Annotated in this window: 21 protein-coding genes; 4 read left to right on the top strand and 17 right to left on the bottom strand. The window is 66.8% G+C overall.

What is annotated here, in order from left to right:
* Positions 1-18 precede the first annotated feature (18 nt).
* The 5 genes from ACJMKX_RS12715 to moeB are packed head-to-tail and all read right to left on the bottom strand — an operon-like array spanning position 19 to position 4,891.
* Positions 19-315, bottom strand: coding sequence for a hypothetical protein (locus tag ACJMKX_RS12715; protein WP_405225890.1), 297 nt, complete (start codon positions 313-315; stop codon positions 19-21).
* Positions 316-807 (bottom strand): hypothetical protein, encoded by a 492-nt coding sequence (locus tag ACJMKX_RS12710; protein WP_405225888.1) that lies wholly within the window; start codon positions 805-807, stop codon positions 316-318. It abuts the gene before it with no gap.
* A gap of 31 nt (positions 808-838) precedes the next feature.
* Entirely contained in the window at positions 839-1,576 is a 738-nt protein-coding gene (locus ACJMKX_RS12705) for a hypothetical protein (protein WP_405225885.1), read from the bottom strand.
* A 31-nt stretch (positions 1,577-1,607) separates the two neighbouring features.
* Positions 1,608-3,707, bottom strand: a complete 2,100-nt coding sequence (locus ACJMKX_RS12700; protein WP_405225882.1) for a TonB-dependent receptor plug domain-containing protein — start codon at positions 3,705-3,707, stop codon at positions 1,608-1,610.
* Positions 3,708-3,751: 44 nt separating this feature from the next.
* Positions 3,752-4,891, bottom strand: coding sequence for a molybdopterin-synthase adenylyltransferase MoeB (gene moeB, locus ACJMKX_RS12695; RefSeq protein WP_405225880.1), 1,140 nt, complete (start codon positions 4,889-4,891; stop codon positions 3,752-3,754).
* Between the two features lie 227 nt (positions 4,892-5,118).
* On the opposite strand from moeB, the gene ACJMKX_RS12690 reads away from it, so the two are divergent.
* Entirely contained in the window at positions 5,119-5,856 is a 738-nt protein-coding gene (locus ACJMKX_RS12690; protein WP_405225877.1) for a twin-arginine translocation signal domain-containing protein, read from the top strand.
* A 20-nt stretch (positions 5,857-5,876) separates the two neighbouring features.
* Here the strand turns inward: ACJMKX_RS12690 and ACJMKX_RS12685 are convergent, their stop codons facing one another.
* From ACJMKX_RS12685 to ACJMKX_RS12640, 10 genes are all read right to left on the bottom strand, one after another.
* Positions 5,877-6,695, bottom strand: a complete 819-nt coding sequence (locus tag ACJMKX_RS12685; protein WP_405225874.1) for an ankyrin repeat domain-containing protein — start codon at positions 6,693-6,695, stop codon at positions 5,877-5,879.
* Positions 6,696-6,709: 14 nt separating this feature from the next.
* Positions 6,710-7,771, bottom strand: coding sequence for a formate dehydrogenase subunit gamma (locus ACJMKX_RS12680; RefSeq protein WP_405225871.1), 1,062 nt, complete (start codon positions 7,769-7,771; stop codon positions 6,710-6,712).
* 73 nt (positions 7,772-7,844) lie between these two features.
* Positions 7,845-8,069 carry a hypothetical protein gene (locus ACJMKX_RS12675; RefSeq protein ID WP_405225869.1) on the bottom strand — a complete coding sequence of 75 codons (225 nt, stop codon included), beginning with the start codon at positions 8,067-8,069 and terminating at the stop codon, positions 7,845-7,847.
* Positions 8,070-8,100: 31 nt separating this feature from the next.
* A complete protein-coding gene (gene fdh3B, locus ACJMKX_RS12670) occupies positions 8,101-8,691 on the bottom strand; it encodes a formate dehydrogenase FDH3 subunit beta (protein ID WP_405225866.1) in 591 nt (196 codons plus the stop codon).
* Between the two features lie 11 nt (positions 8,692-8,702).
* Positions 8,703-11,600 (bottom strand): formate dehydrogenase subunit alpha, encoded by a 2,898-nt coding sequence (locus tag ACJMKX_RS12665; protein ID WP_405225863.1) that lies wholly within the window; start codon positions 11,598-11,600, stop codon positions 8,703-8,705.
* Between the two features lie 53 nt (positions 11,601-11,653).
* Positions 11,654-11,863, bottom strand: a complete 210-nt coding sequence (locus ACJMKX_RS12660) for a formate dehydrogenase (RefSeq protein ID WP_405225860.1) — start codon at positions 11,861-11,863, stop codon at positions 11,654-11,656.
* A 34-nt stretch (positions 11,864-11,897) separates the two neighbouring features.
* On the bottom strand, positions 11,898-12,572 hold the full coding sequence (locus ACJMKX_RS12655) for a TorD/DmsD family molecular chaperone (RefSeq protein ID WP_405225857.1): 675 nt from the start codon (positions 12,570-12,572) through the stop codon (positions 11,898-11,900).
* Between the two features lie 192 nt (positions 12,573-12,764).
* A complete protein-coding gene (locus tag ACJMKX_RS12650) occupies positions 12,765-14,438 on the bottom strand; it encodes a 4Fe-4S dicluster domain-containing protein (RefSeq protein WP_405225854.1) in 1,674 nt (557 codons plus the stop codon).
* On the bottom strand, positions 14,413-15,042 hold the full coding sequence (locus ACJMKX_RS12645) for a DUF3306 domain-containing protein (protein ID WP_405225851.1): 630 nt from the start codon (positions 15,040-15,042) through the stop codon (positions 14,413-14,415). The genes ACJMKX_RS12650 and ACJMKX_RS12645 overlap by 26 nt, the downstream gene beginning before the upstream one ends.
* Complete coding sequence (locus ACJMKX_RS12640; protein WP_405225849.1) at positions 15,039-15,521, bottom strand: DUF3305 domain-containing protein; 483 nt, start codon at positions 15,519-15,521, stop codon at positions 15,039-15,041. Before ACJMKX_RS12640 ends, ACJMKX_RS12645 begins: the two co-directional genes overlap by 4 nt.
* Positions 15,522-15,747: 226 nt before the next feature.
* Between ACJMKX_RS12640 and ACJMKX_RS12635 the strand changes: the two genes are divergently transcribed.
* Positions 15,748-16,629: a substrate-binding domain-containing protein gene (locus ACJMKX_RS12635; protein ID WP_405226649.1), complete on the top strand. Its 882-nt coding sequence runs from the start codon at positions 15,748-15,750 to the stop codon at positions 16,627-16,629.
* Between the two features lie 5 nt (positions 16,630-16,634).
* Here ACJMKX_RS12635 and ACJMKX_RS12630 read toward each other — a convergent pair whose 3' ends face one another.
* Both ACJMKX_RS12630 and ACJMKX_RS12625 read right to left on the bottom strand, forming a co-directional pair.
* On the bottom strand, positions 16,635-16,868 hold the full coding sequence (locus tag ACJMKX_RS12630) for a DUF6494 family protein (protein ID WP_405225846.1): 234 nt from the start codon (positions 16,866-16,868) through the stop codon (positions 16,635-16,637).
* A 2-nt stretch (positions 16,869-16,870) separates the two neighbouring features.
* The gene (locus ACJMKX_RS12625) at positions 16,871-18,190 is read right to left on the bottom strand and encodes a sigma-54-dependent transcriptional regulator (RefSeq protein WP_405225845.1); all 1,320 of its coding nucleotides are present in this window, start codon (positions 18,188-18,190) and stop codon (positions 16,871-16,873) included.
* Positions 18,191-18,434: 244 nt separating this feature from the next.
* Between ACJMKX_RS12625 and ACJMKX_RS12620 the strand changes: the two genes are divergently transcribed.
* Both ACJMKX_RS12620 and ACJMKX_RS12615 read left to right on the top strand, forming a co-directional pair.
* Complete coding sequence (locus tag ACJMKX_RS12620; protein ID WP_405225842.1) at positions 18,435-19,139, top strand: ABC transporter permease; 705 nt, start codon at positions 18,435-18,437, stop codon at positions 19,137-19,139.
* The gene (locus ACJMKX_RS12615) at positions 19,132-19,908 is read left to right on the top strand and encodes an ATP-binding cassette domain-containing protein (protein ID WP_405225839.1); all 777 of its coding nucleotides are present in this window, start codon (positions 19,132-19,134) and stop codon (positions 19,906-19,908) included. The genes ACJMKX_RS12620 and ACJMKX_RS12615 overlap by 8 nt, the downstream gene beginning before the upstream one ends.
* Positions 19,909-19,963: the final 55 nt, after the last annotated feature.

Below are 19,963 nucleotides of genomic sequence, written 5' to 3'. Positions count from 1 at the left end.
TTCTTGTGCGCGCCAAGACTACCCAAAAAGGTGGTCCGTCTGCCATAGCGACGCCGCACGGGCATGACGGCGCCCACCCTCCGCTTCGGCCAATCCGATGCCGCCGAGACGCGACGAGACGTCGAGATTCAGGCCGAGCTCGCGGAAGGCCTGCCCATCGGGCTCATCTACGTGCACCTGGAGGAATCCACGGGCGATGCGCAGAGAGACGAAGCGCTGAGAAGAGAGGTGGCCGATGCATTCGGCGTCCGCAAGGGCGGCATTTATCGCAGGCTGCCCGCGGAGTTCGGGCTGAAGCAGGTGCGCCGGCAGCACTCAGGAAGAGGAGGATCGCTTCTCGAGCGCGCGCCATCCCAGCGTCGCCACCAGTGCACCGGTGAAGCCGAACAGCAGGTGGGTGGTCAGCGGATAGGGCAGGCCATTCACCATGGAACCCATGTGCACGTCGGTGCCGCCGAGCGCGAACCACTTCACCACCGGCTTGGTGGCGTGGCCCAGCGCGGCAAAGAGGGGAATCCAGAGCAGTCGCCGGCGCCAGCCGGGCACCAGCATGGCGCCCGTATCGATGACCAGGCCGGGCAACAGATACAGAGCGGGGAACAGACCGCCGTGACCGGCGCCGATCGCGCCCGCCGTGAGCGCCGCGCCCATGGCGGCGATGGTGGCACCCCAGCGGTGATCCGTGCAGAACCGTGCAGTGGCAAGGAGGGCCATGGCCTCGACGCCGTGGTGTCCGGGCAGTCCCAGCGGGATGCGGAACACTTCCCGCAGGAGCACGATGGCGGCGCCCAGTCCCAGCAACAGCATGAGATGCGTGCGGGTCAGCTCCGCCGAGGGCTCAATAACGCCGGATTTCTTCTCTGGGGAGGAGTTGCCAGTCGAAGCCGACATCGTTCTTCTCCGCTTTTTCCACCAATAACACGGCCCGTTCGTCGATCAGTAGAGCACGTGGCCAGGGATCGACGCAAATGACGTCGTCGGCCGGCACCGGCGTACCCTGCCGGTCCTCGATGGCGTCGATACCGGTATCCCGTAACAGGTCTGCGGCCCGAGCCACGCCGGACAATTCACGCACGCCCTCCAGCCAGACGAAACGGCCATCCCGGCCCGAGCGCCTCAGTCCGACGCCGGCCAGCGCGCCGATAATGCCGCCATGGTCGCCGGTGAGCCCTTGCAGAAAAACTTCCGCCCGGCGAGCGACGGCCACGGCTTCGTCCTGGTCCAGCACCCGTTCTTTGGCCAGCCTGCCGAACGTCTGCACGTCTTCGTCGAGTGAGTCGAATGCGGCGATGCACAGGCCTGCGTCGGAACCTTCGGCACTCTCTCTCAGCAGGAAATCCCGGCAGAATTCCACGACGTCGTCCAGGCGCCCCCGCAACACATCGGCATCCAGGCACAGCGAGCTGTTGTGGGACGTGTAGGGGATGTCCGGGTGCACGAGCAGCTGATGGCGGCTGACGCCGTCAGTCCTGGCGAGGCCCGCCTCTGCGAGGGAGGCGCCGAGAAGGCGAGCCCGGAAGCCGGTGCCCCGGCTCTCCAGGTTGTCCGTATCGTCGATACCGATCAGAAAACGCATGCAGGATATCGCCTCGCCGGCTCCGCCGGGCTCACAGCCTCACTTCGGCGCCGAGATAGATCTGGCGGCCTGGCCGCGGATAACCGAAGGACTCCTGATACTCCTCGTCGAACAGGTTCTCGATGCGTCCGATCACGCGCAGACGCTGACTCCGGAGCAAGTGCGAGACACCGATGTCCACCACCTGATAGTCGCCCACCTCCGTCGTCTCGACGGGAGTGCCGCGCGACAGGGCCAGTGCATCGGCTACGTACAGGTAGGCGGCATACAGCCGGGTGTCGGGGCGCCAGTCGTAGTCCAGCCGCACGCTCAGCTTGTGCTCGGGCCGATTCTGCAGCTCGCTCGTCTCCGCGGCCTCGCCCTGGTTCTCCGAGTCGAGAAATGTGTAGCCCAGACGGAACTCGAGGTTGCCGCCGACGCTGTGCCGGCCGTTGAGCTCGAAGCCCTGGAATCTCAGCTCGTCGTAGTTCTCGGCCAGCCCGCTGGGGCCCCGCGCGATGAAATCCTTCGCCTCCACGCGGTAGAGCACCAGTTCGGCGCCCGAGCGCCCGTTGCGCAAGTCCCTCTCCAGCGCCAGCTCGAAGTTATCGGTGTTCTCCGGCTCCAGGGCGGGGTTGCCACGGTCGATCTCGTAGAGATCGCGCAGGGTCGGGAAGCGGATCTGGCGGGCATAGGAGCCGCGTATCCGGGTGTCTTCGGTGAACGCGTAGCGCGCGCCGAGAAGGTAGCTCCAGCCTTCTTCGTTGCCGGCATCGTCCCGGGCCTGCCGGTTCCAGCTGAATCCGGCAACGCCGGAGAAGTCGGTGGAGAAATGCCGCTCCCATTCGGCGGCCACGGAATAGATGTCGACGTCGTGTTCCTCGTCCAGCGGTGTCCGGGTGACGGTGTCGCCGCCGCCACCGCCGCCACCACCGCCGCCACCCTCGAGGGTGAAGCCGGAGGCGTCCCAGTTCTCGCGGCGTCCGGAGACGGAAATGGTGGCGAGTCCCAGTGTGGCGGTATCGAAGACCGCCTGAATGCTGCCGCCACCGATGGTGGTGGTGGCGTCCTCGTGGAAAGCGCCGGCGGCATCCTGGCTGGCATAGCTGGTGTCGTCGAAGCCGTCGGTGACTTCGTTGCGGCGATTGTGGAATAGCGCCGGGCGGACGCTGAGAGTGTCATTGAGCGCATGGCGGGCGACCAGCTGGGTGGTCAGGGCGTCGTAGTCCACCTGCTCGTAACGGATGCGCCTGACGAAGGGCGACTCGTTGCGGGGCGTGACGGCCGGGGGTCTGCCGTACTCGCCGGCGTTATAGCCGATACTCAGGCCGGCGCTCGTCCGGTCCGCGAACTGATAGGTCAGGCTGGAGTAGAGCGCCTCGTCCCGCCGATCGCTGTTCACCCGCTCTTCGCCCGGCTGCAGGCTGGTCGGTTCGAAGTCGTCGGGCAGTACCCAGTGCTCGCGATCGCGGGCTGAGCCGGACACGAACCAGGACAGCTTGTCGGACCTGAGCGAGAAACGGCCCCGTGCCTGCCACTCGTCCTCGAACTGGTGTTCGGCCAGCAGGTAGCCGGCGGGCTCGTCCGAGGCGTTCCGGGTCACGATGTTGATCACCCCGCCGTTACCTCCGGGTCCGTAGAGCACGGAACTCACGCCGCGGGTGAACTTGATCCGTGCGATGTTCTCCACGGGTATCCCGGCCGGGTCGAACTGGCCGTCGAAAGTCGAGTTCAGCGGCACGCCGTCGAGGAGCAGCAGCACGTTCCGCGTGCGCAGCCCGCGCACATCGATGCGGGGCGTACCGTTGGTCTCGTTACGGATGTAGAGCCCGGGCAGCAGTTCGAGGGCCTGATCCAGCGTCCGCGCGCCCGCCCGCTGGATGTCCTCCGCGGTGATCTCGTCCAGCGTGCTGACTTCCTCGACGACCCGCGGCTGCTCGGCGGTCACGATCAATTCCCCCAGCTCGTAGACGGTGGCGTCGAATTCGTCGGCCGTCGCCGACGCCGAGCAGACGAGCACGCCCAGAGCCAGCCAACCGGGGGCGATCCGGACGCGGCCGGCACCGGCGCGAGGCGGCTGATCGCAGGCCGGTGCAGCGGCTGCGTTCCGCCAGGCACTCTCTCCCGCTGGAAAAATGCTCGTAGCAACCATGGTTCGCTCCTCGGTATCCCCCGACCGTTGTCGCACCGGTCTGCTCAGGTGTCGCTCTGAAACTGGCGCCGCCATGCGGCCAGGCCGCCCGTCAGATTGTGCACGTGGCGGTAGCCCATCCTCGTCAGCGCCTCGGCAGCGAGCAGGCTGCGTGAGCCTGACGCGCAGAACAGGATCAGCCGCGCGGAAGGCGGAAACGGCACACCGTTCTCGATGACTTCGGCCAGCGGGATATGTGCCGAGTGCAGCGGATCGTCCGCGCGTCGCTCGTGCGCTTCGCGGACGTCGACGAGAACCGTCTCTTCCCCCGTGCCCAGCAAATCGGCTGCCTCCGTAGGCGAGAGTTCCGCGATGCCGGCTGTCTCGGCCGTGCCCCCGCTGCAGAATGCCTGGTAATCCACCAGCTCGACAATGCTGGGAGAATCGCCACACAAGGCGCAATCGGTATCTCTCCCTACCCGGAATGTAGAGAAGGTCAGGGTGAGCGCGTCGTAATGGACCAGCCTGCCGCTCGCAACCTCGCCCAGACCCGCGATCAGCTTGATGACCTCTGTGGCCTGCAGCGTGCCCATCACCCCCGGTAGCACCCCCAGCACGCCTCCCTCGGCACAGGAGGGTACCAGTCCCGCCGGCGGCGGCTCGGGGAATACACAGCGGAAGCACGGGCCGCCGTCATGGTGGTAAACCGATAGCTGACCCTCGAAGCCGAGTATCGATGCCGACACCAGCGGCCGGCCCTCCAGCACACAGGAGTCGTTGACCAGATAGCGCGTCGCGAAGTTGTCGGCACCGTCGGCCACCACGTCGTAGGAGGCGACGAGGGCTCTCGCGTTGTCGCGAGTCAGGGCGCCGGGATGCTCCTCGACCGAGATGTGGGGATTGAGGTCCCGCAGGCGGGCAGCGCCGCAGGCGAGCTTGGGGCTGCCCACCTGGCTCGCGCCGAAGAGTACCTGCCGGTGCAGGTTCGATGCCTCCACGGTATCGAACTCGGCGATGCCGATACGGCCCACCCCGGCGGCTGCGAGATACAGGGCCAGCGGCGAGCCGAGGCCGCCGAGGCCCACGAGCAGCACCGAGGCGTCCCGGAGTCTCGCCTGCCCGTCCGCTCCCAGCTCGCGCAGATTCAGTTGCCGGCTGTAATGCGCGAGTTCAAGGTCGGTGAACGATTCCCTGCTGTCTCGCATCGGTGTACTCGACATTCCCCTGGTCGTGCCTGCGGTACTGCTACCGCGTCAGACGCCCCGCACGTGGATCATAACAACTGCTCTGCCCGGCGGCGCCCTCCCGATGCGTCTGTCTGTGCCGGGATTCTGATAGTATTTTTGCACCGGGAACCCGGGCGACTGTCCCGGGACCCGCAGGGGACCGTGACGGGCCCCATGGCGTCCCAACCGGCTCGCGGGGTGGCGACATGACAGATTCCAAGGCGCTCGACCGAAGGCAGTTCCTCAAAGTCTGCGCCGGTGCGGGGCTGGCGGTGGCGGCCAATCCGGGACTGATGGCCCGTCCCGCCGGGGAACTGCTGCCGGGCGCAACCGCGCGGCTGGTGGACTCCGACGGGCAGACACTGCGCCCGGCCGATCTGAGCGTCGGAGAGAGCTATGTCTTCCACTATCCGTACGTGACGACGCCGTGCTTCCTGATCGACCTGGGAGCGCGCGCCGAGCCCGGCGCCGAACTGACGACCGCGGACGGCCGCGCCTACCGCTGGTCCGGCGGAGCAGGGCCCGGCCGCTCCATCGTCGCATTCTCGGCGATCTGTGCGCACCGCATGAGTTACCCCACCCGGGCGGTCACCTTCATCGATTATCGGCACGAACCGCTGGCCGGTGCCGGGAGCTCACCGAGGGCGCGCGGGCAGGTCATCTACTGCTGTTCCGAGGGCAGCGTATACGACCCGCAGGACGGTGCGCGCGTACTCGCCGGGCCCGCGCCGCAGCCACTCGCCGCCGTGCATCTGGAGTACGACGCCGAGGAACAGGCCCTGTTTGCGACCGGCATGTACGGTGGCGACATGCTGGATCGATTCTTCGCCAAATTCGGCTTCCAGATCGCACTCGCGCACGGCAAGGACGATATCCGGCGGCCGGTGGAGGATGTCGCGACTGTGTGGCCGCTGAGCGACTATTCGCGCACGGGGGCCTGTTAGCGCAGCCTGGCCGGCGTTCGTCAGTTGCTCTCGGCTCGCGCCGTCCTTGCCCGGTCTTCGAGATAGTCGGCCAGCTCCGGGTGACCGCTGGCTCTCGCGGTAGCCGCAGGGGTGTTACCGCGGCTGTCGCGGGCCCGGCGGTCGGCCCCGTTCTCCAGCAGCATCCGGACCATTTCCAGGTCTCCCGTCGCGGCGGCAATATGCAGCGCTGTCGCGCCGGATTCCTGCCGGACCGAGAGATCGGCACCGGGTGCCTTCAGAAGCATCCTCACGACATCCGGCCGGCGGCTGTGGACGGCGCGCATCAGTGGAGTCCAGCCGTAGGCATCGCGCACCCCCTGATCGGCACCGGTCTCGAGCAGGATCCCGGCGACTGCGGCATGGCCCTTGACGGCGGCGACCCCCAGGGCCGTCCAGCCGAGCTTGGCCTGCAGCCCGGGCTGCGCACCGGCCTCGAGGAGCAGCCGCGTTACCGCCGGATCACCACCGAGGGCGGCGTACATCAGGGGAGTGCCGCCATTGGCATTCCGGGCATTGGCATCGGCGCCGACCGCCAGCAACCGGGCCACGGTGTCGAGTGCACCTTCGCGCGCGGCGAACATCAGGGCGGTCTTGTCACCGGTCGTCCGTCGGTCGGGATCGACGCCGTCCTGATCGAGCAGGCTCTCGATGGCTGCGAGGTCTTTGGCGGCGAGTGCGTCGGACCAGGGATCGCCGGCGCCGGCGGTAGCGGTGCCGCAGGGCTGTATAACGAACAGGCAGAATAAGACCAGCGCCGGCGCATGCGAGCCCCTCGCGGGCCCGCGGGGGGCCACTTGCTGCGCCGCGCTGGTCGTCAAACGTCGATGCGCGGTCAGGCCTGGGTCGCGGTCGAAGCGCCCGGCGCGAGTCCCTGCTCGCGGGACGAGGTGCCGTGTTTGACCTCGTCATACCAGACGCTGTGGTGCTCTTTGGCAAAAGTCTCGTCCACCTCGCCGGTCACCATGCCTTCGAACGACCCTTCGACGCCCAGGCTGCCGAGATACATATGCCCGAGCGCAATCGCGATCAGGATCAGTCCGCTGCCGGCGTGCACGATGTGCGCGAGCTGCATGGTGCTCCGCTCCCAGCCGAGATTGGGGAACAGCAGGTAGAAACCCGAGATCGTGAGTGCGATACCGCCGAAGAAGAGCAGCCAGAAGAAGATCTTCTCGCCCGCATTCGCGAAACCGGCCGGCGGATGACCGTCGCCGAAAAACCCGCCTGCCGATTTCAGCCAGGTGAGATCGTAACTCTTGAATAGGTTCTTCGGCAGCCACATGAGCAGTATTACGGCCAGTCCGATGGCGAAGGGCACCGCCAGATAATCATGGACGGGTTTCGCGATCTGGGCCCACGCGGCGAAGCCTTCCTTGCCCAGGAGCGGGATGAGTACCGCACGGCCGAAGATCAGGCTGAGGCCGGTGATCGACAGGATGATGAAACTGATGGCCACGAACCAGTGCATGGTGCGCTCGAAGGCCGACCAGCGCGTTATCGTACGTCCGGTCCTCTCGCTCAGCTTCTGTCCACCGAGGACGATGTGCTTGGCAGCCAGGGCGATGATGGCTGCGATGATCAGCGAGGCGCCGAGGAACGTGACGGGCCCGTTGCGGACCTCCTGCCAGTTCTCGCCGCCGTTCTGTATCAGCACGCCGGATTCGCGTCCGGACACGGCCGAGTAGCCCTCGGTGCCCTCACGCACCGCGCGCCAGTACTCTGCCCGCGGGTTGACCTCGCCGTCGTCGGAGTCGGCCGCCGACTGGGCGAATGCGAAACCGGCATCGTGAACGACGTAGCCGATCAGTGGTAACGCCATGGCGAAAAGTGACGACAGTACGACGGTCAGCATGATCCTGCGTCGCCGTGATTTGTTGCTGAGTTGTCTTGCGGCCATTGGCTAGGCTCCTCTCTGTGCCGCGAGCCGGATCAGACCGCGGCCATCGATCCGCTCGGCGGGCTGGGGCTGGCTACCGATCCCGTTGTCCCTGCTTGAATCGTTCCCGCAGTGCTTCCTGTTGCGCCGGATCTTTCTGCTTCGCCAGCAGAGGATCCGGACTGCCCTTGTAGACACCGGGTTCATGCAGGGTCACATCGACCTCGTCGGCACAACCGGCGGCGAGACCGAGCGACAGCACCGTCATCGCAATCATCGGTCCCAGTCGGCGATTTCTGTTCGCCATTCCCGTTTTCATTGTCCTTCCACACTCATGTCGATGAGAAAGCTCAGACCTCGCGCTTGTACGCGGTATCCCAGCCCCAGGTCTCGGGGCGGCCGCCGCGCTTCGTGATCCGCTTGCGGTAGATGTCCGCCACCATATCCCCGTCGCCGGCCAGGAGTGCTTTGGTACTGCACATCTCGGCGCACAGAGGCAGCTTGCCCTCGGCGAGTCGGTTGCGGCCGTATTTCTCCAGCTCTGCGGCCGAGTTGTCTTCCTCGGGGCCGCCGGCGCAGAACGTGCACTTGTCCATCTTGCCGCGCACGCCGAAGGCCTCTTCCTGCGGGAACTGCGGCGCGCCGAACGGGCAGGCGTAGAAACAGTAGCCGCAGCCTATGCACAGGTCCTTGTCGTGGAGGACGACGCCGTCGTCCGTCGTGTAAAAGCAGTCGACCGGACAGACGGCCGCGCAGGGCGCGTCCGTGCAGTGCATGCAGGCAACGGAGATCGACTTCTCGCCGGGCACACCGTCATCGAGAGTCACCACGCGCCGCCGGTTGACGCCCCAGGGTACCTCATGCTCGTTCTTGCAAGCCGTAACGCAGCCGTTGCACTCGATGCAGCGTTCGGCGTCACAAAGGAATTTCATTCGTGCCATGATCGAGTCTCCTAGGCTGCGGTGATCCTGCAGAGGGAAGCTTTGGTTTCCTGCATCTGCGTGACGGAGTCATAACCGTAGGTGAAGGCGTTGTTGCATGCCTCACCACGGACGTAGGGCGCCGAGCCTTCCGGATACTTGTCGATCAGGTCCTTGCCCTCGAACCAGCCGCCGAAGTGGAAGGGCGTGAACACCACGCCGCGTCCCACGCGCGGGGTCACCATGGCCCTGATCCGGATTCGGCCGCCCTCCGGGCCCTCCAGCCAGATCCACTGGCCGTCGCGAACACCGGCGTCGTTGGCGTCGGCCGGATTGATCTCGGCGAACATCTCCTGCTGCAGCTCGGCGAGCCACGGGTTGGAGCGGGTCTCCTCGCCGCCACCCTCGTACTCCACCAGCCGTCCACTGGTGTGGATCAGCGGGAATTCCGTCGAATAATCCTTGGCCTGGACCGAAGCGTAACGGGTGGGCAGCCGGTAATGGCTCTTGCGGTCCTCGTAGGTGGGATATTTCTCCACGAGGTCGCGCCGCGACGTGTAGAGCGGTTCGCGGTGGACCGGAATCGGATCCGGGAACGTCCAGACGACACAGCGGGCCTTGGCGTTGCCGAACGGCGCACAGCCGTGTTTGATGGCGACGCGCTGGATACCGCCGGAGAGGTCCGTCTTCCAGTTCTTGCCCTCGGCCGCCTTCTTCTCCTCGGCGGTGAGGTCATCCCACCAGCCGAGCTGCTTCAGCATGTCCGCGGTGAACTCGGGATAACCGTCCTTGATCTCGGCACCCTTGCTGTAGGAGTTCTCCGCCAGCAGGTTGACGCCGTTGCGCTCGACGCCGAAACGGGCCCGGAAATTGAGACCGCCTTCGGCCACGTGCTTGCTGGTGTCGTAGAGCAACGGCGTGCCGGGATGCTTCATCTCGGGCGTGCCCCAGGCGGGCCAGGGCAGGCCGTAGTAGTCACCGTCGCACGGTCCGCCCTCGGCCTTCAGCGTGGTCGTGTTGAAGGTGTGTTTGTTGGCGAGGTGCAGTTTCAGCCGTTCGGGGCTCTGGCCGGTGTAGCCGATGGTCCACATGCCGCTGTTGATCTCGCGCAGGATGTCTTCCACCAGGGGCTCGTCGTTCTCCACCTTCATGTTCTTGGTCAGCTCGTTCGCGAATCCGAGCTTGCTGGCCAGCTTGTACATGATGGTGTGGTCGGGGAGCGCCTCGAACAGCGGCTCTATGATCTGCTCACGCCACTGCAGCGAGCGGTTCGACGCAGTGACCGAGCCGTAGGTCTCGAACTGGGTCGTGGCCGGCAGCAGGTATATGCCGTCCTCGCGGTCGGGCAGGACGGCCGTATGGGTCGGATAGGGGTCGACGACGACGAGCAGCTCCAGCTTCTCCATCGCCTTCTTCATCTCCGGGCCGCGGGTCTGGCTGTTCGGCGCGTGGCCCCAGAAAAACATTGCCTTGAGCTGGTCGCGCTGATCGATCAGGTCCGCATCCTCGAGCACGCCGTCGATCCAGCGCGAGACCGGGATGCCTGCCGAGTTCATCGGGTTGTCGAACGGCACCGAACCCTGGGTGTCACCGGCTTTCGCATAGGCGGTGTCGAAGCGGTCCTTCAGCCAGTCGAAGTCGACGTCCCAGACTCGTGCCCAGTGCTTCCAGGAACCCTCGGCCAGGCCGTAGTAGCCGGGCAGGGTGTGCGAGAGGATGCCGAGATCCGTGGCACCCTGCACGTTGTCGTGGCCGCGGAAGATGTTGGCGCCGCCGCCCGACACGCCGATGTTGCCGAGGGCCAGCTGCAGCGCGCAGTAGGCCCGGGTGTTGTTGTTGCCGATGGTATGCTGGGTTCCGCCCATGCACCAGACGATGGTGCCGGGCCGGTTCTCGGCCATGGTCTTGGCCGCAAGCTTGACCTCTTCCTCCGGTATGCCGGAGACGTTCTCCACGACGTCCGGTGTCCACTTGGCCACTTCGGCGCGAACCTCGTCCATGCCGTAGACGCGCTGCTTGATGTACTCCTTGTCTTCCCAGCCGTTCTGGAAGATGTGCCAGAGCATGCCCCAGATCAGCGCCACGTCGCTGCCGGGACGGATGCGCATGAACTGGTCCGCATGCGCCGCCGTGCGCGTGAAGCGCGGGTCGACGACGATCATCTTCGCGCCGTTCTCCTTGCCGCGCAGGACATGCTGCATGGCGACCGGATGCGCCTCGGCGGCGTTACTGCCGATGAAGAACATCGCCTTGCAGTTGTGCATGTCGTTGTACGAGTTCGTCATCGCGCCGTAGCCCCAGGTATTGGCTACGCCGGCGACCGTCGTCGAGTGGCAGATGCGGGCCTGGTGGTCGACGTTGTTAGTGCCCCACAGTCCCGCGAACTTGCGGAACAGGTAGGCCTGCTCGTTGCTGAACTTGGCGGAGCCCAGCCAGTACACGGAATCCGGACCGGAGCGCTTGCGGATATTCAGAACCTTGTCGCCGATCTCGTCGATGGCCTGATCCCAGGAGACGCGTTTCCACTTGCCGCCCTGGAGCTTCATCGGGTACTTCAGGCGGCGTTCGCCGTGGCCGTGCTCGCGCACGGATGCGCCCTTCGCGCAGTGCGCCCCAAGATTGAACGGGGAGTCGAAGTCCGGCTCCTGGCCGGTCCAGACGCCGTTCTGCACCTCGGCGATCACGCCGCAGCCCACCGAGCAGTGGGTGCAGACGGATCGACGGATGCTGACCTCGCCCTCGACTTTCTCGACGGCCGCCTCGGCTCGCCGGATCATCGCCGTGGGCAGTACGGCGGCCGCTGCCGTGCCGCCGATGCCGAGACCGGCGCGGCGCAGAAAGGCGCGGCGATCGACGGCAGTCCCGAGGGCGCCGTTCAGTGCGCCGTTGCTTTCAGTGCTCGTGAGCTCTCGCTTCTTGATCAGCTTCATCGCTAATCTCCCCGTTCAGTTGCGGATGCGCTGCGAACCGGCCTCGCGGCGGTTCACAGGCCGGCCTTTTCGTAGTAGGTGCGGATATGTGGCGTCTCGTGATAGCCGCGCCGCTCGGCCTTTGCCGGCACGCACTCGCCCGGCGGCCCGGCCACGGCTGCACGGCCGCCGACGGCGACCGCCGCGGTAGCGCCACCCGCCACGGCCAGCTTCTTCAGAAAGTTACGGCGTTCGCCGGCGTCTACTCGCGATTTACGACTCATATCCAACCTCCGATCCTGCGCCGCCGGTCGGCGCTCAGGAAACTCCGGGCCGGCCGGGCCCGGCTGTCTGATCCACCATCTCCAGGTGATGCTGGTCCGTTTCGATGAATTGCTCGCCAAGCTGGCCCACCGCCCGGTAGAAACGCGCCGAACGGGCGCTCTGCATGTCCCGGAACAGACGCGGCATCCACGGACCGATGTGGCGCTCGAAAAACCGGGCCTGGGTCTGCAGGGACTCCGGATGCTGCTCGGTCACCAGGAACGCCATGATCTCGCAGAGAGCTCCCGCATGATCCTCGGGCTCGCGCACGTCAGCGTGGCGTTCGAAACCGAGCCGCTGCATGTCATCGCGCAGTGTGGCAAGCGGCTGCTCCATGAGTAATCCGGTGAGATACCAGGACGCGTAGGGGATGAGCTCGCCACGACCGAGTCCGATGAACAGGGTCTGGTACTCGTCCGCGACCTCGTGGGCGGTGGCTCGATCGGCTGCCTGGGCCAGCAGGCGCCAGGCGACGCCGAGCAGGCTGTCTTCCTGACCAACCTCGCTTGCGGCGAGCAGCTCCAGTGCCTCTTCGTCGGGTGGGGTGGCGAGCAGACGGCCGAGGACCCGGTAGGTGTCGGCGCGCAGCCTGTCCTCCGGTACGACCGATTCACCGCCGCCCACGGTGGCGGTTTCGGTCGTCTGCTCCCTAGCCGGTGTTTCGTTCATGCCCCTCGCTCGGTCCCCGCACAATGTATATCAAAATTGACACCCCATTGCACTGTATTGCTCTGACAGTAGATGCCGTCAGAATAGGGAATACGGAGAGCTGAAGGACTTTTCTCCCGGCAGCTGCGACAATTTGTCGCATAGCTCGGGTTCTCGCTTGCCGGGCAGAGCCGGAATCCGGCTCGCGGTCGCTCAGAGGTCGCCCTGATCGCTGCCCTGCCGGGCGCGCATGAGATCCTTGACCCGGCAGGTGTCACACATCTCCAGACGCCTGCGGTCCTCCTCGCTCTGGAACATCCAGTGGCTCTCCAGCTTCCGCCGCATGACCTCGATCATCGATCGCGTCGCGAACGGCTTGCCGCAGGAGATGCAGCACATCGGCTGTTCCTCGTGCAGGAGACGCGGCGTGCTGCGCCGGGCGTCGTCGTAGAGGAAGCGGGGCTCGAGCGTCACCGCGTCCTCGGGGCAGGCGGTCTCGCACATGCCGCACTGGATGCAGGAGCGTTCCAGGAAATTCAGTTGTGGCAGCCCCTGTCCTTCCCGCAGCGCGGACGTGGGGCAGACGGCGACGCAGCTCATACACAAGGTGCATGCGGCGGTGTCGACCCGGACCTGCCCGAATGCGGCGCCCTTCGGCAGCGGTACGACCTTCTTCGGGGCCGGTGCCTGCTCGAGCAGGAGATTGAGCGCCGTTCGCAGCAGCAGCCGCTTCTCCGGCGGCGGCGCGAAGCGGGCCGGCCGGCCGAGTTCGAGCACCGCGTCGGAGCGCACTGCCTCATCGAGGGCCTCGGGGTCGGCCGTGTCGACCGGCTGTACGGCCGCCGGATAGCCCATGCCCGCCAGGATCGAGCCGGTGACCTCGGTCTCCCGGTCGAGGACGTCGCGAAGGCTGCGCGGCGTCTCCGGCCCGGTCAGGATCAGGACGCGGCCGGCGCCGTAGGCCAGGCAGGCGAGCCAGGCCTCGAGACCCAGCGAGCCGACCTCCTCGAGTTCGATGGGCAGCACGTTTTCCGGCAGGTGTCCGGCCAGCCCGGTCGACAGCGCGCCGGCCGATGCGGCGTCGAAGAAGACCAGCCTCGGATCGCTGCCGCCGGACTCGCGATAGATGCCCAGTACCTTGCTCACGTAGGCGAGCAGGTCCTCCGTGCTCGGGAACGCATAGGTGATCGCCCCGGTCGGGCACACAGCGGCACAGCTGCCGAAACCCTGGCAGAGATTCGGGTCGACGGAGATGCGCTCGCCCACCGAGGTGATAGCCCAGGCCGGGCACACGTCCAGACAACGCGTGCAGCCCCGGATGCCCCGGTTGCCGTGGGCGCAGATTTCCGGGTCGTAATTGAAGAATTTCGGCTTCTCGAACTCGCCGCGCATCTGCGGCAGCTCCTCCAGGGCCGCCTCCAGCGCCGCGGCGTCGCCGCGTGGCGCGTGGTAGCCGGGCGGGAGGGCCTCCTGACGCAGCAGCGGCGGGTCGCCGAGGTCGAGCACCAGGTCGAAGCGGGCTTCGTCGATCATCTTCGTGGCCGGCGAATCCGCGTCCTCGGCGCCGGATTCCGGCAGCCTGATGGCGTAGTTCCCGAGGCTGCCGGACAGGCGTGGCCGTCCGCCCCGTATCAGGGTGAAGCCTTCCCGGTCACCGGTCGCCGGCCGCGATTCGCCGGGGGCGAACAGCGTAACCACGAGGCCGTCGCCGAGACGCTGCGCAGCCGCCAGGCCTTCCTCTTCCTCACCGACAATCAGGACGCGGCCGCGGGAGAGGAAGCTGACCAGCGAGGTCGGCTCCGCGCCGGTCCGATGGCGGCCGTCGAGCGCCTCGGCGCGTGCACGGCCGTCGGTGGTCTGCTCAGGCAGGGTCAGATCGGTCATCATCCGCGTCCGGTTCCGTGTCTGCAGTGACGTCCGTCTGTTCCGCCTCCGGGTCGTCGACCGGGGCGGCCGCCAGCGCCGCTTCATCCGGGACGGTTCGCTCTTCGCTCGCGCGGGCGGCCAGCCTCTCGATCTCGCGTGCGATGCGATGGCGCATCTCGGCCGTGACCACATTGCCGAGCGGCGCCGGATTGGAATAGTCCAGGTCGTAGTCGTCCAGGCCGTCGCGGAGGTTGAACTTCGGCGAGCGGAACAGCTTGCGCAGGGCCTGGCGCTGCATGTCCGGCGCCACGTCCGCGGCCAGGAAAGCGCTGTAGTCGGAATCCTCGTTCAGCGACTCGAGCGGCGGCAATTCGGCTGCCTCCCCCGGCGGGGCGGTTTCCTCACCGGATTCTCCGGCGTCGCCCGTCTTGCTGCCCTCCGGCGGCGCCGATGATGCGTCGTCGACACCGGCTGCCGGCACCGACCCCGGCTCGGGCTCCTGCGGCTCGATGCCCTCGCGCGCCAGCGCCTTGCGCCGGGACCAGCGGCTCAGGAAGGGCTCGCTCTCCGGCGCCGTCTCGGTGTCAGTAAGCGTATCGGCTTCCTTCCGGTTGTCTTCACTCATCTTTCGGATGCCTCGGACCAGCTTTTCCGCTTGCGCTTGTTGCGCTCGCGCGGCACGAAATGGGCGACCACGAACTGCTCGATGAACTGATAGATCTCGGGCGGGATCGGGACGGAGAACACCTGGTCGTCGCTTTCCAGGCATACCGCGGCGGAGTCCTGATCCGCAGTCACACGGAACGGTGTCAGCTCGCCCTCCGGTGTCTCGTGGCAGATGACGAAGAGCGAGGGCTTCTCGCCGGTGAGGTTGTACCAGTAGTCCTCAGCCAGATCTCGATGGAGCAGCAACGAGAAACCCGGCCAGAGGAACTGCGCCTCGCCGTCTTTCTCGTGGATGATCTCGGGTCCACTCGCGCCGACCGGCAGATTCTCACCGGCGACGACCGAGACTGCACTCCAGCTCGGCACCGACCATCGGCCCCGGCTCACCTGGGTGCGCTGCATGATGACGGCGACCGTGTGGCTTTCCGGCTGGCTCATGACCCGCGATGGTAGCGCAATCCGTCCGCCGGCGCCGGACACATCGGTCGCGACATTCCGTCGCGTCGGCAGAGCGCATGGTTTTTGCATATCCTTCAACGAGGGCACGCTGTCGTTCACAGCGTGACCCCTGACCCGGAGTGCACAGATGAGCGCAACTTCAGAAGCGAGCGGCCCGACACCCGCGGGCCCGGACGACGGCCGGCAGGATTCGCAGCCACGATTCATGAGCGTGAAGCAGGTGGCCGCCTACCTGCAGGTCAACGAGAAGAAGATCTACTCGCTGGTGGCTGAGGGCAAGATCCCCGCCAGCAAGCTCACCGGCAAGTGGCTGTTCCCGCGCGATCTCGTTGATCAGTGGCTGCTCGAATCGAGCCACGGCGGTCTCCTGACCGACCGCATTATCATCGCGGGCAGCGACGACCCGTTACTGACCCGTGCGATTACACGGGTCGCCAATTCGCTGCAGTCCCAGGCGCTCATCAGCTACACGGCGACGGGCAGCCAGCTCGGCCTTGCGCTGCTCGCCCACGGCCGCGCCGACGTCTGTGGCATCCACTGGGGGCCGGCCGAGGAGAGCGCCTACCGTCACCCGGCGTTGCTCCGGCAGTTCGGCCATGCCAGCGACTGGGCGCTGGTGCGCCTGTTCCGTCGCGAACAGGGCCTGCTCCTGTCTCCCGACCTGTGGTCGGCAGACGCCGAGGTCGAGGCACTGTTCCGCTCGGACGTGCGCTGGGTCGAGCGCCAGGAGGGCGCCGGCTCCCAGCGCTTCCTGCGCGAGCTGATGTCCCGGCACGAAATCGACCCCGCCGCGCGCCGGATCACCGGCCGGGCCGGTACCGAGCGCGAGACGGCCTCGATGATCGCCATGGGGCAGGCGGAGGTGGGGCCGGGCGTGCGTGCGGCCGCCACGGAGTTCGGCCTCGATTTCCTGCCGATCGGATGGGAAGCCTACGACCTGGCGCTGCACCGGGGCATATTCTTCCGCAATCTGTTCCAGCGACTGCTGGAGCACCTGCGGGACAAAGAGTGCCGACGGGAGGCCGGCATGCTCGGCGGATACGATCTCGACGAGCTCGGCACGCTCGTGTGGACCGGTACCGACTGACGCGGCTAGTCCTCTGCTTCGTAGACGTGGATCTCGTGCTCCAGGACATGGTCGAGGCCCAGTGCCGGTACCGTCAGCGTCAACTTCGCCTGCAGCTTGCCCGTCTCCGGCAGTTCACCGGCGGCGAGTGCCTCGCGTACGGCCTTCTCGATCTCGCGCTGCGATGTGATGCCGACGAGTTTCAGGAACTTGCGTATCTCCACGTTCAGCCTTTCTTCGTCGATTTTCCTGTCATTCACTATCAGGTCTCCTGGGGATGACGAGAGGTGCCGAGCTTGCGTTCCAGCGTCTTGCGCGAGATGTCCAGTCGCCTGGCAGCAGCCGACTTGTTGCCACCGCTCGCTTCGAGGACGCGGGTCATGTGATGGTGTTTCACCTGCTCAAGCGTCCAGTCTAGCGGATAATCCGGCGGCTCGGCGGGCCGCGCGCCCGGTTCCAGCGAGTCCGGCGGCAACCCGCCCAGGTGCAGCGTGCGCTCCACCACGTTGCGCAGTTCGCGCACGTTGCCGGGCCAGTCGTGTGCCTCGAACGCGGCGAGATGCGCCGGCTCGATCGCCCCGACCGGCAGGCCCATGTCCGCCGCCAGCCGGTCGGCGAAATAGGCTGCCAGCAGCGCGATATCCTGCCGCCGTTCCCTGAGCGGCGGCACCTCGATACGGATCACGTTGAGGTGGTAATAGAGGTCTTCGCGGAACCGGCCGGTGGCGACCAGGTCCGCCAGGTTCGACCGGGTGGAGGCCACGATGCGGCAGTCAACGGGGATCTCCCGGTGCGATCCCACCGGGCGTATCGTCTGTTCCTCGAGCGCGCGCAGCAACTTGACCTCCGTGTCGAGAGGCAGCTCGTCGATCTCGTCGAGGAATAACGTGCCCCGGCCGGCGGCGACGAACAGGCCTTCGCGCTTGCGGTCGGCGCTGGTGAACGCTCCCGGCTCGTGGCCGAACAGCTCGCTCTCCAGCAGGTCCGATGCGATCGCGCCACAGTTGACCGGTACGAACGGGCCGCCGCGCCCGCTCCCCTCGTGCAGCAGGCGGGCGACGAGTTCCTTGCCCGCGCCGGCTTCTCCTTCGATCAATACGGTCGCGCGGGTCGGCGCGACGCGGGCGATCAGCGACCTCACGGCCTGCATGGAAGGACTGTCCCCCACCAGTCTCCGCGGCGCCGTGCCGGTACCCCTTCGCTGATTCCGGGACGCCTGCCTGCGGGCCGGCTTCGCCAGGACCTTTACCAGTTCGTCCGTCGGGAAGGGGCGAAGGAGCACATCCGAGGCGCCGCCGCGCAGGGCGTCTATCGCCATTGCTGCACGGTCTTCTCCGGCGATCACGAAGATCTCGGCCGGCACTCCGTCGCACTGGTCCAGGGCCCGGCGCAGGGTGCTCCAGGACTCCTTCGGGTCCACCACGACCAGCCGGTGAAACCGGCAGCGCCGCATCAGTTTTCGCGCTTCGTCCAGATCCGGCGCTTCCTCCACGAGAAGGAAATGCCGGTCCAGCGCGCGCCGCAGGCGCGACGCCTCCGCTCTGGCGCCTCCGAGGAGCAGAATCGAGGTCGGTCGGGACACGGGCTCTCCGGTAGTCGTCCCTTGCGTGCGCGCCGCCTGTCGGCGAAAGAACGGCTGTCAGGTTAGGTCCTGCGTCAAAATGACGCAAGGAGATGAGGTCATTCGGACAATTTGTCGTCGCAGCGCTGGTACGATGCATGGTGATTGGGATTGCGACGGTGACGGGAGTTGCGGCGAACCGCCGTGACGTTCTCGTCGCAGCAAGGCGGAGGGCATTCGGCGGTGCCATGAAGAGGTTGGGGGGATGAACGAGTTCACGGCCGCCGTCGGCGCAGCGTTGTCGATGATCGTCACGCTGGATGCGGACCTCATGGAGATCGTCCTGCTCTCGCTGCGCATCAGCCTTTCGGCCGTCGCTGTCGCCTCGATCGTGGCACTGCCGCTGGGCGCCGCCATCGCGCTGCAGCCGTTTCCGGGTCGGCGCGGCGTGATCGTGTTGCTGAACGCCATGATGGGCCTGCCGCCGGTCGTCGTGGGGCTGGTGGTCTACCTGTTGTTGTCCCGGGCCGGACCGCTGGGCGAGATGGGCCTGCTGTTCACGCCTACCGCGATGGTGATCGCCCAGAGCATCATCGTCGCCCCTATTATCGCCGCGCTGGCACGCCAGACCATCGCCGACCTGCACGAGGAGTACGACGAGCACCTGCGATCGCTTGGCTGCACGCGCATCCAGAGCGTGGCGACGCTGCTCCTGGACGGTCGCTACCGGCTTCTTACCGGCATCATGGCGGGGTTCGGCCGCGCCATAGCCGAGGTCGGTGCGGTGCTGATCGTCGGTGGCAATATCCAGCATTCCACGCGCGTGATGACGACGACGATCGCGCTGGAGACGAGCAAGGGGAATCTCGCGCTGGCGCTGGGGCTCGGTCTGATCCTCGTGATCCTGGCGCTGGGCGTCAACGCGGCGGCACTGGTCATCTCGGATGCCGCACAGCGTCGCTATGGATGACACCGTGTACCCCCGTCCCGACACCGGGCGTCGCTCGCCCGGCACCGGCGAGGCGCATCCGTTGCTCCCCCTCGTCGCCCGTGGCCTGCAGTTCACCATCGACGGCCGGGCGATCATCCGGGGCGTGTCTTTCCGCATCGACACACCCGGGCGCACGGTCATACTCGGGCCAAACGGCGCCGGCAAGAGCGTATTGCTGCGGTTGTGCCACGGGCTGATCCGGCCGACGGGTGGAGAACTGCGCTGGGGTGAGCTCGCCGTCGGACAGGCACGCGGGCATCAGGCGATGGTGCTGCAGCAACCGGTCATCCTGCGACGGAGCGTGAGCGGCAACCTGCTCCATGTGCTGGCGGTCAAGGGTGTGCCTCGCCGGGAGCGCCACGCCATAGTGACGGCAGCGCTGGAGCGCGCAGGTCTCGCCGGCCTGGAATCGCGCCCGGCGCGTACGCTGTCCGGCGGCCAGCAGAAGCGGCTGGCGATCGCGGGCGCATGCATGTTGCGGCCGGCGGTACTGCTGCTGGACGAACCCACCGCGAATCTCGACCCGGCGGCGGTGCGCGGCGTCGAGGAGCTGATCCGGGCGGCGGGCGCGGCCGGCACGAAGATACTCATGTGCACCCATGACATTGCCCAGGCCGGACGGCTGGCTCACGATGTGCTATTCGTACACGATGGCCGGCTGCTGGAACACGCCGGCGCGGAAAGGTTTTTCACGGCGCCGGAGCATCCGGCGGCGGCGGGATTCCTCGAGGGGGAGCTGCTCGCCTAGCCGGTCCGGCCCGCAGGCGTCCCGGCCGGGGTGTTCTCACGGCTGTCACGATAGA

Origin of the sequence: Lentisalinibacter sediminis (assembly GCF_040706615.1) — a bacterium.
In the GTDB taxonomy this organism is placed as follows: domain Bacteria; phylum Pseudomonadota; class Gammaproteobacteria; order Steroidobacterales; family Woeseiaceae; genus Lentisalinibacter; species Lentisalinibacter sediminis.
The sequence above is the reverse complement of the archived record's forward strand: the minus strand, read 5'-3'. Positions and strand labels throughout refer to the sequence as shown.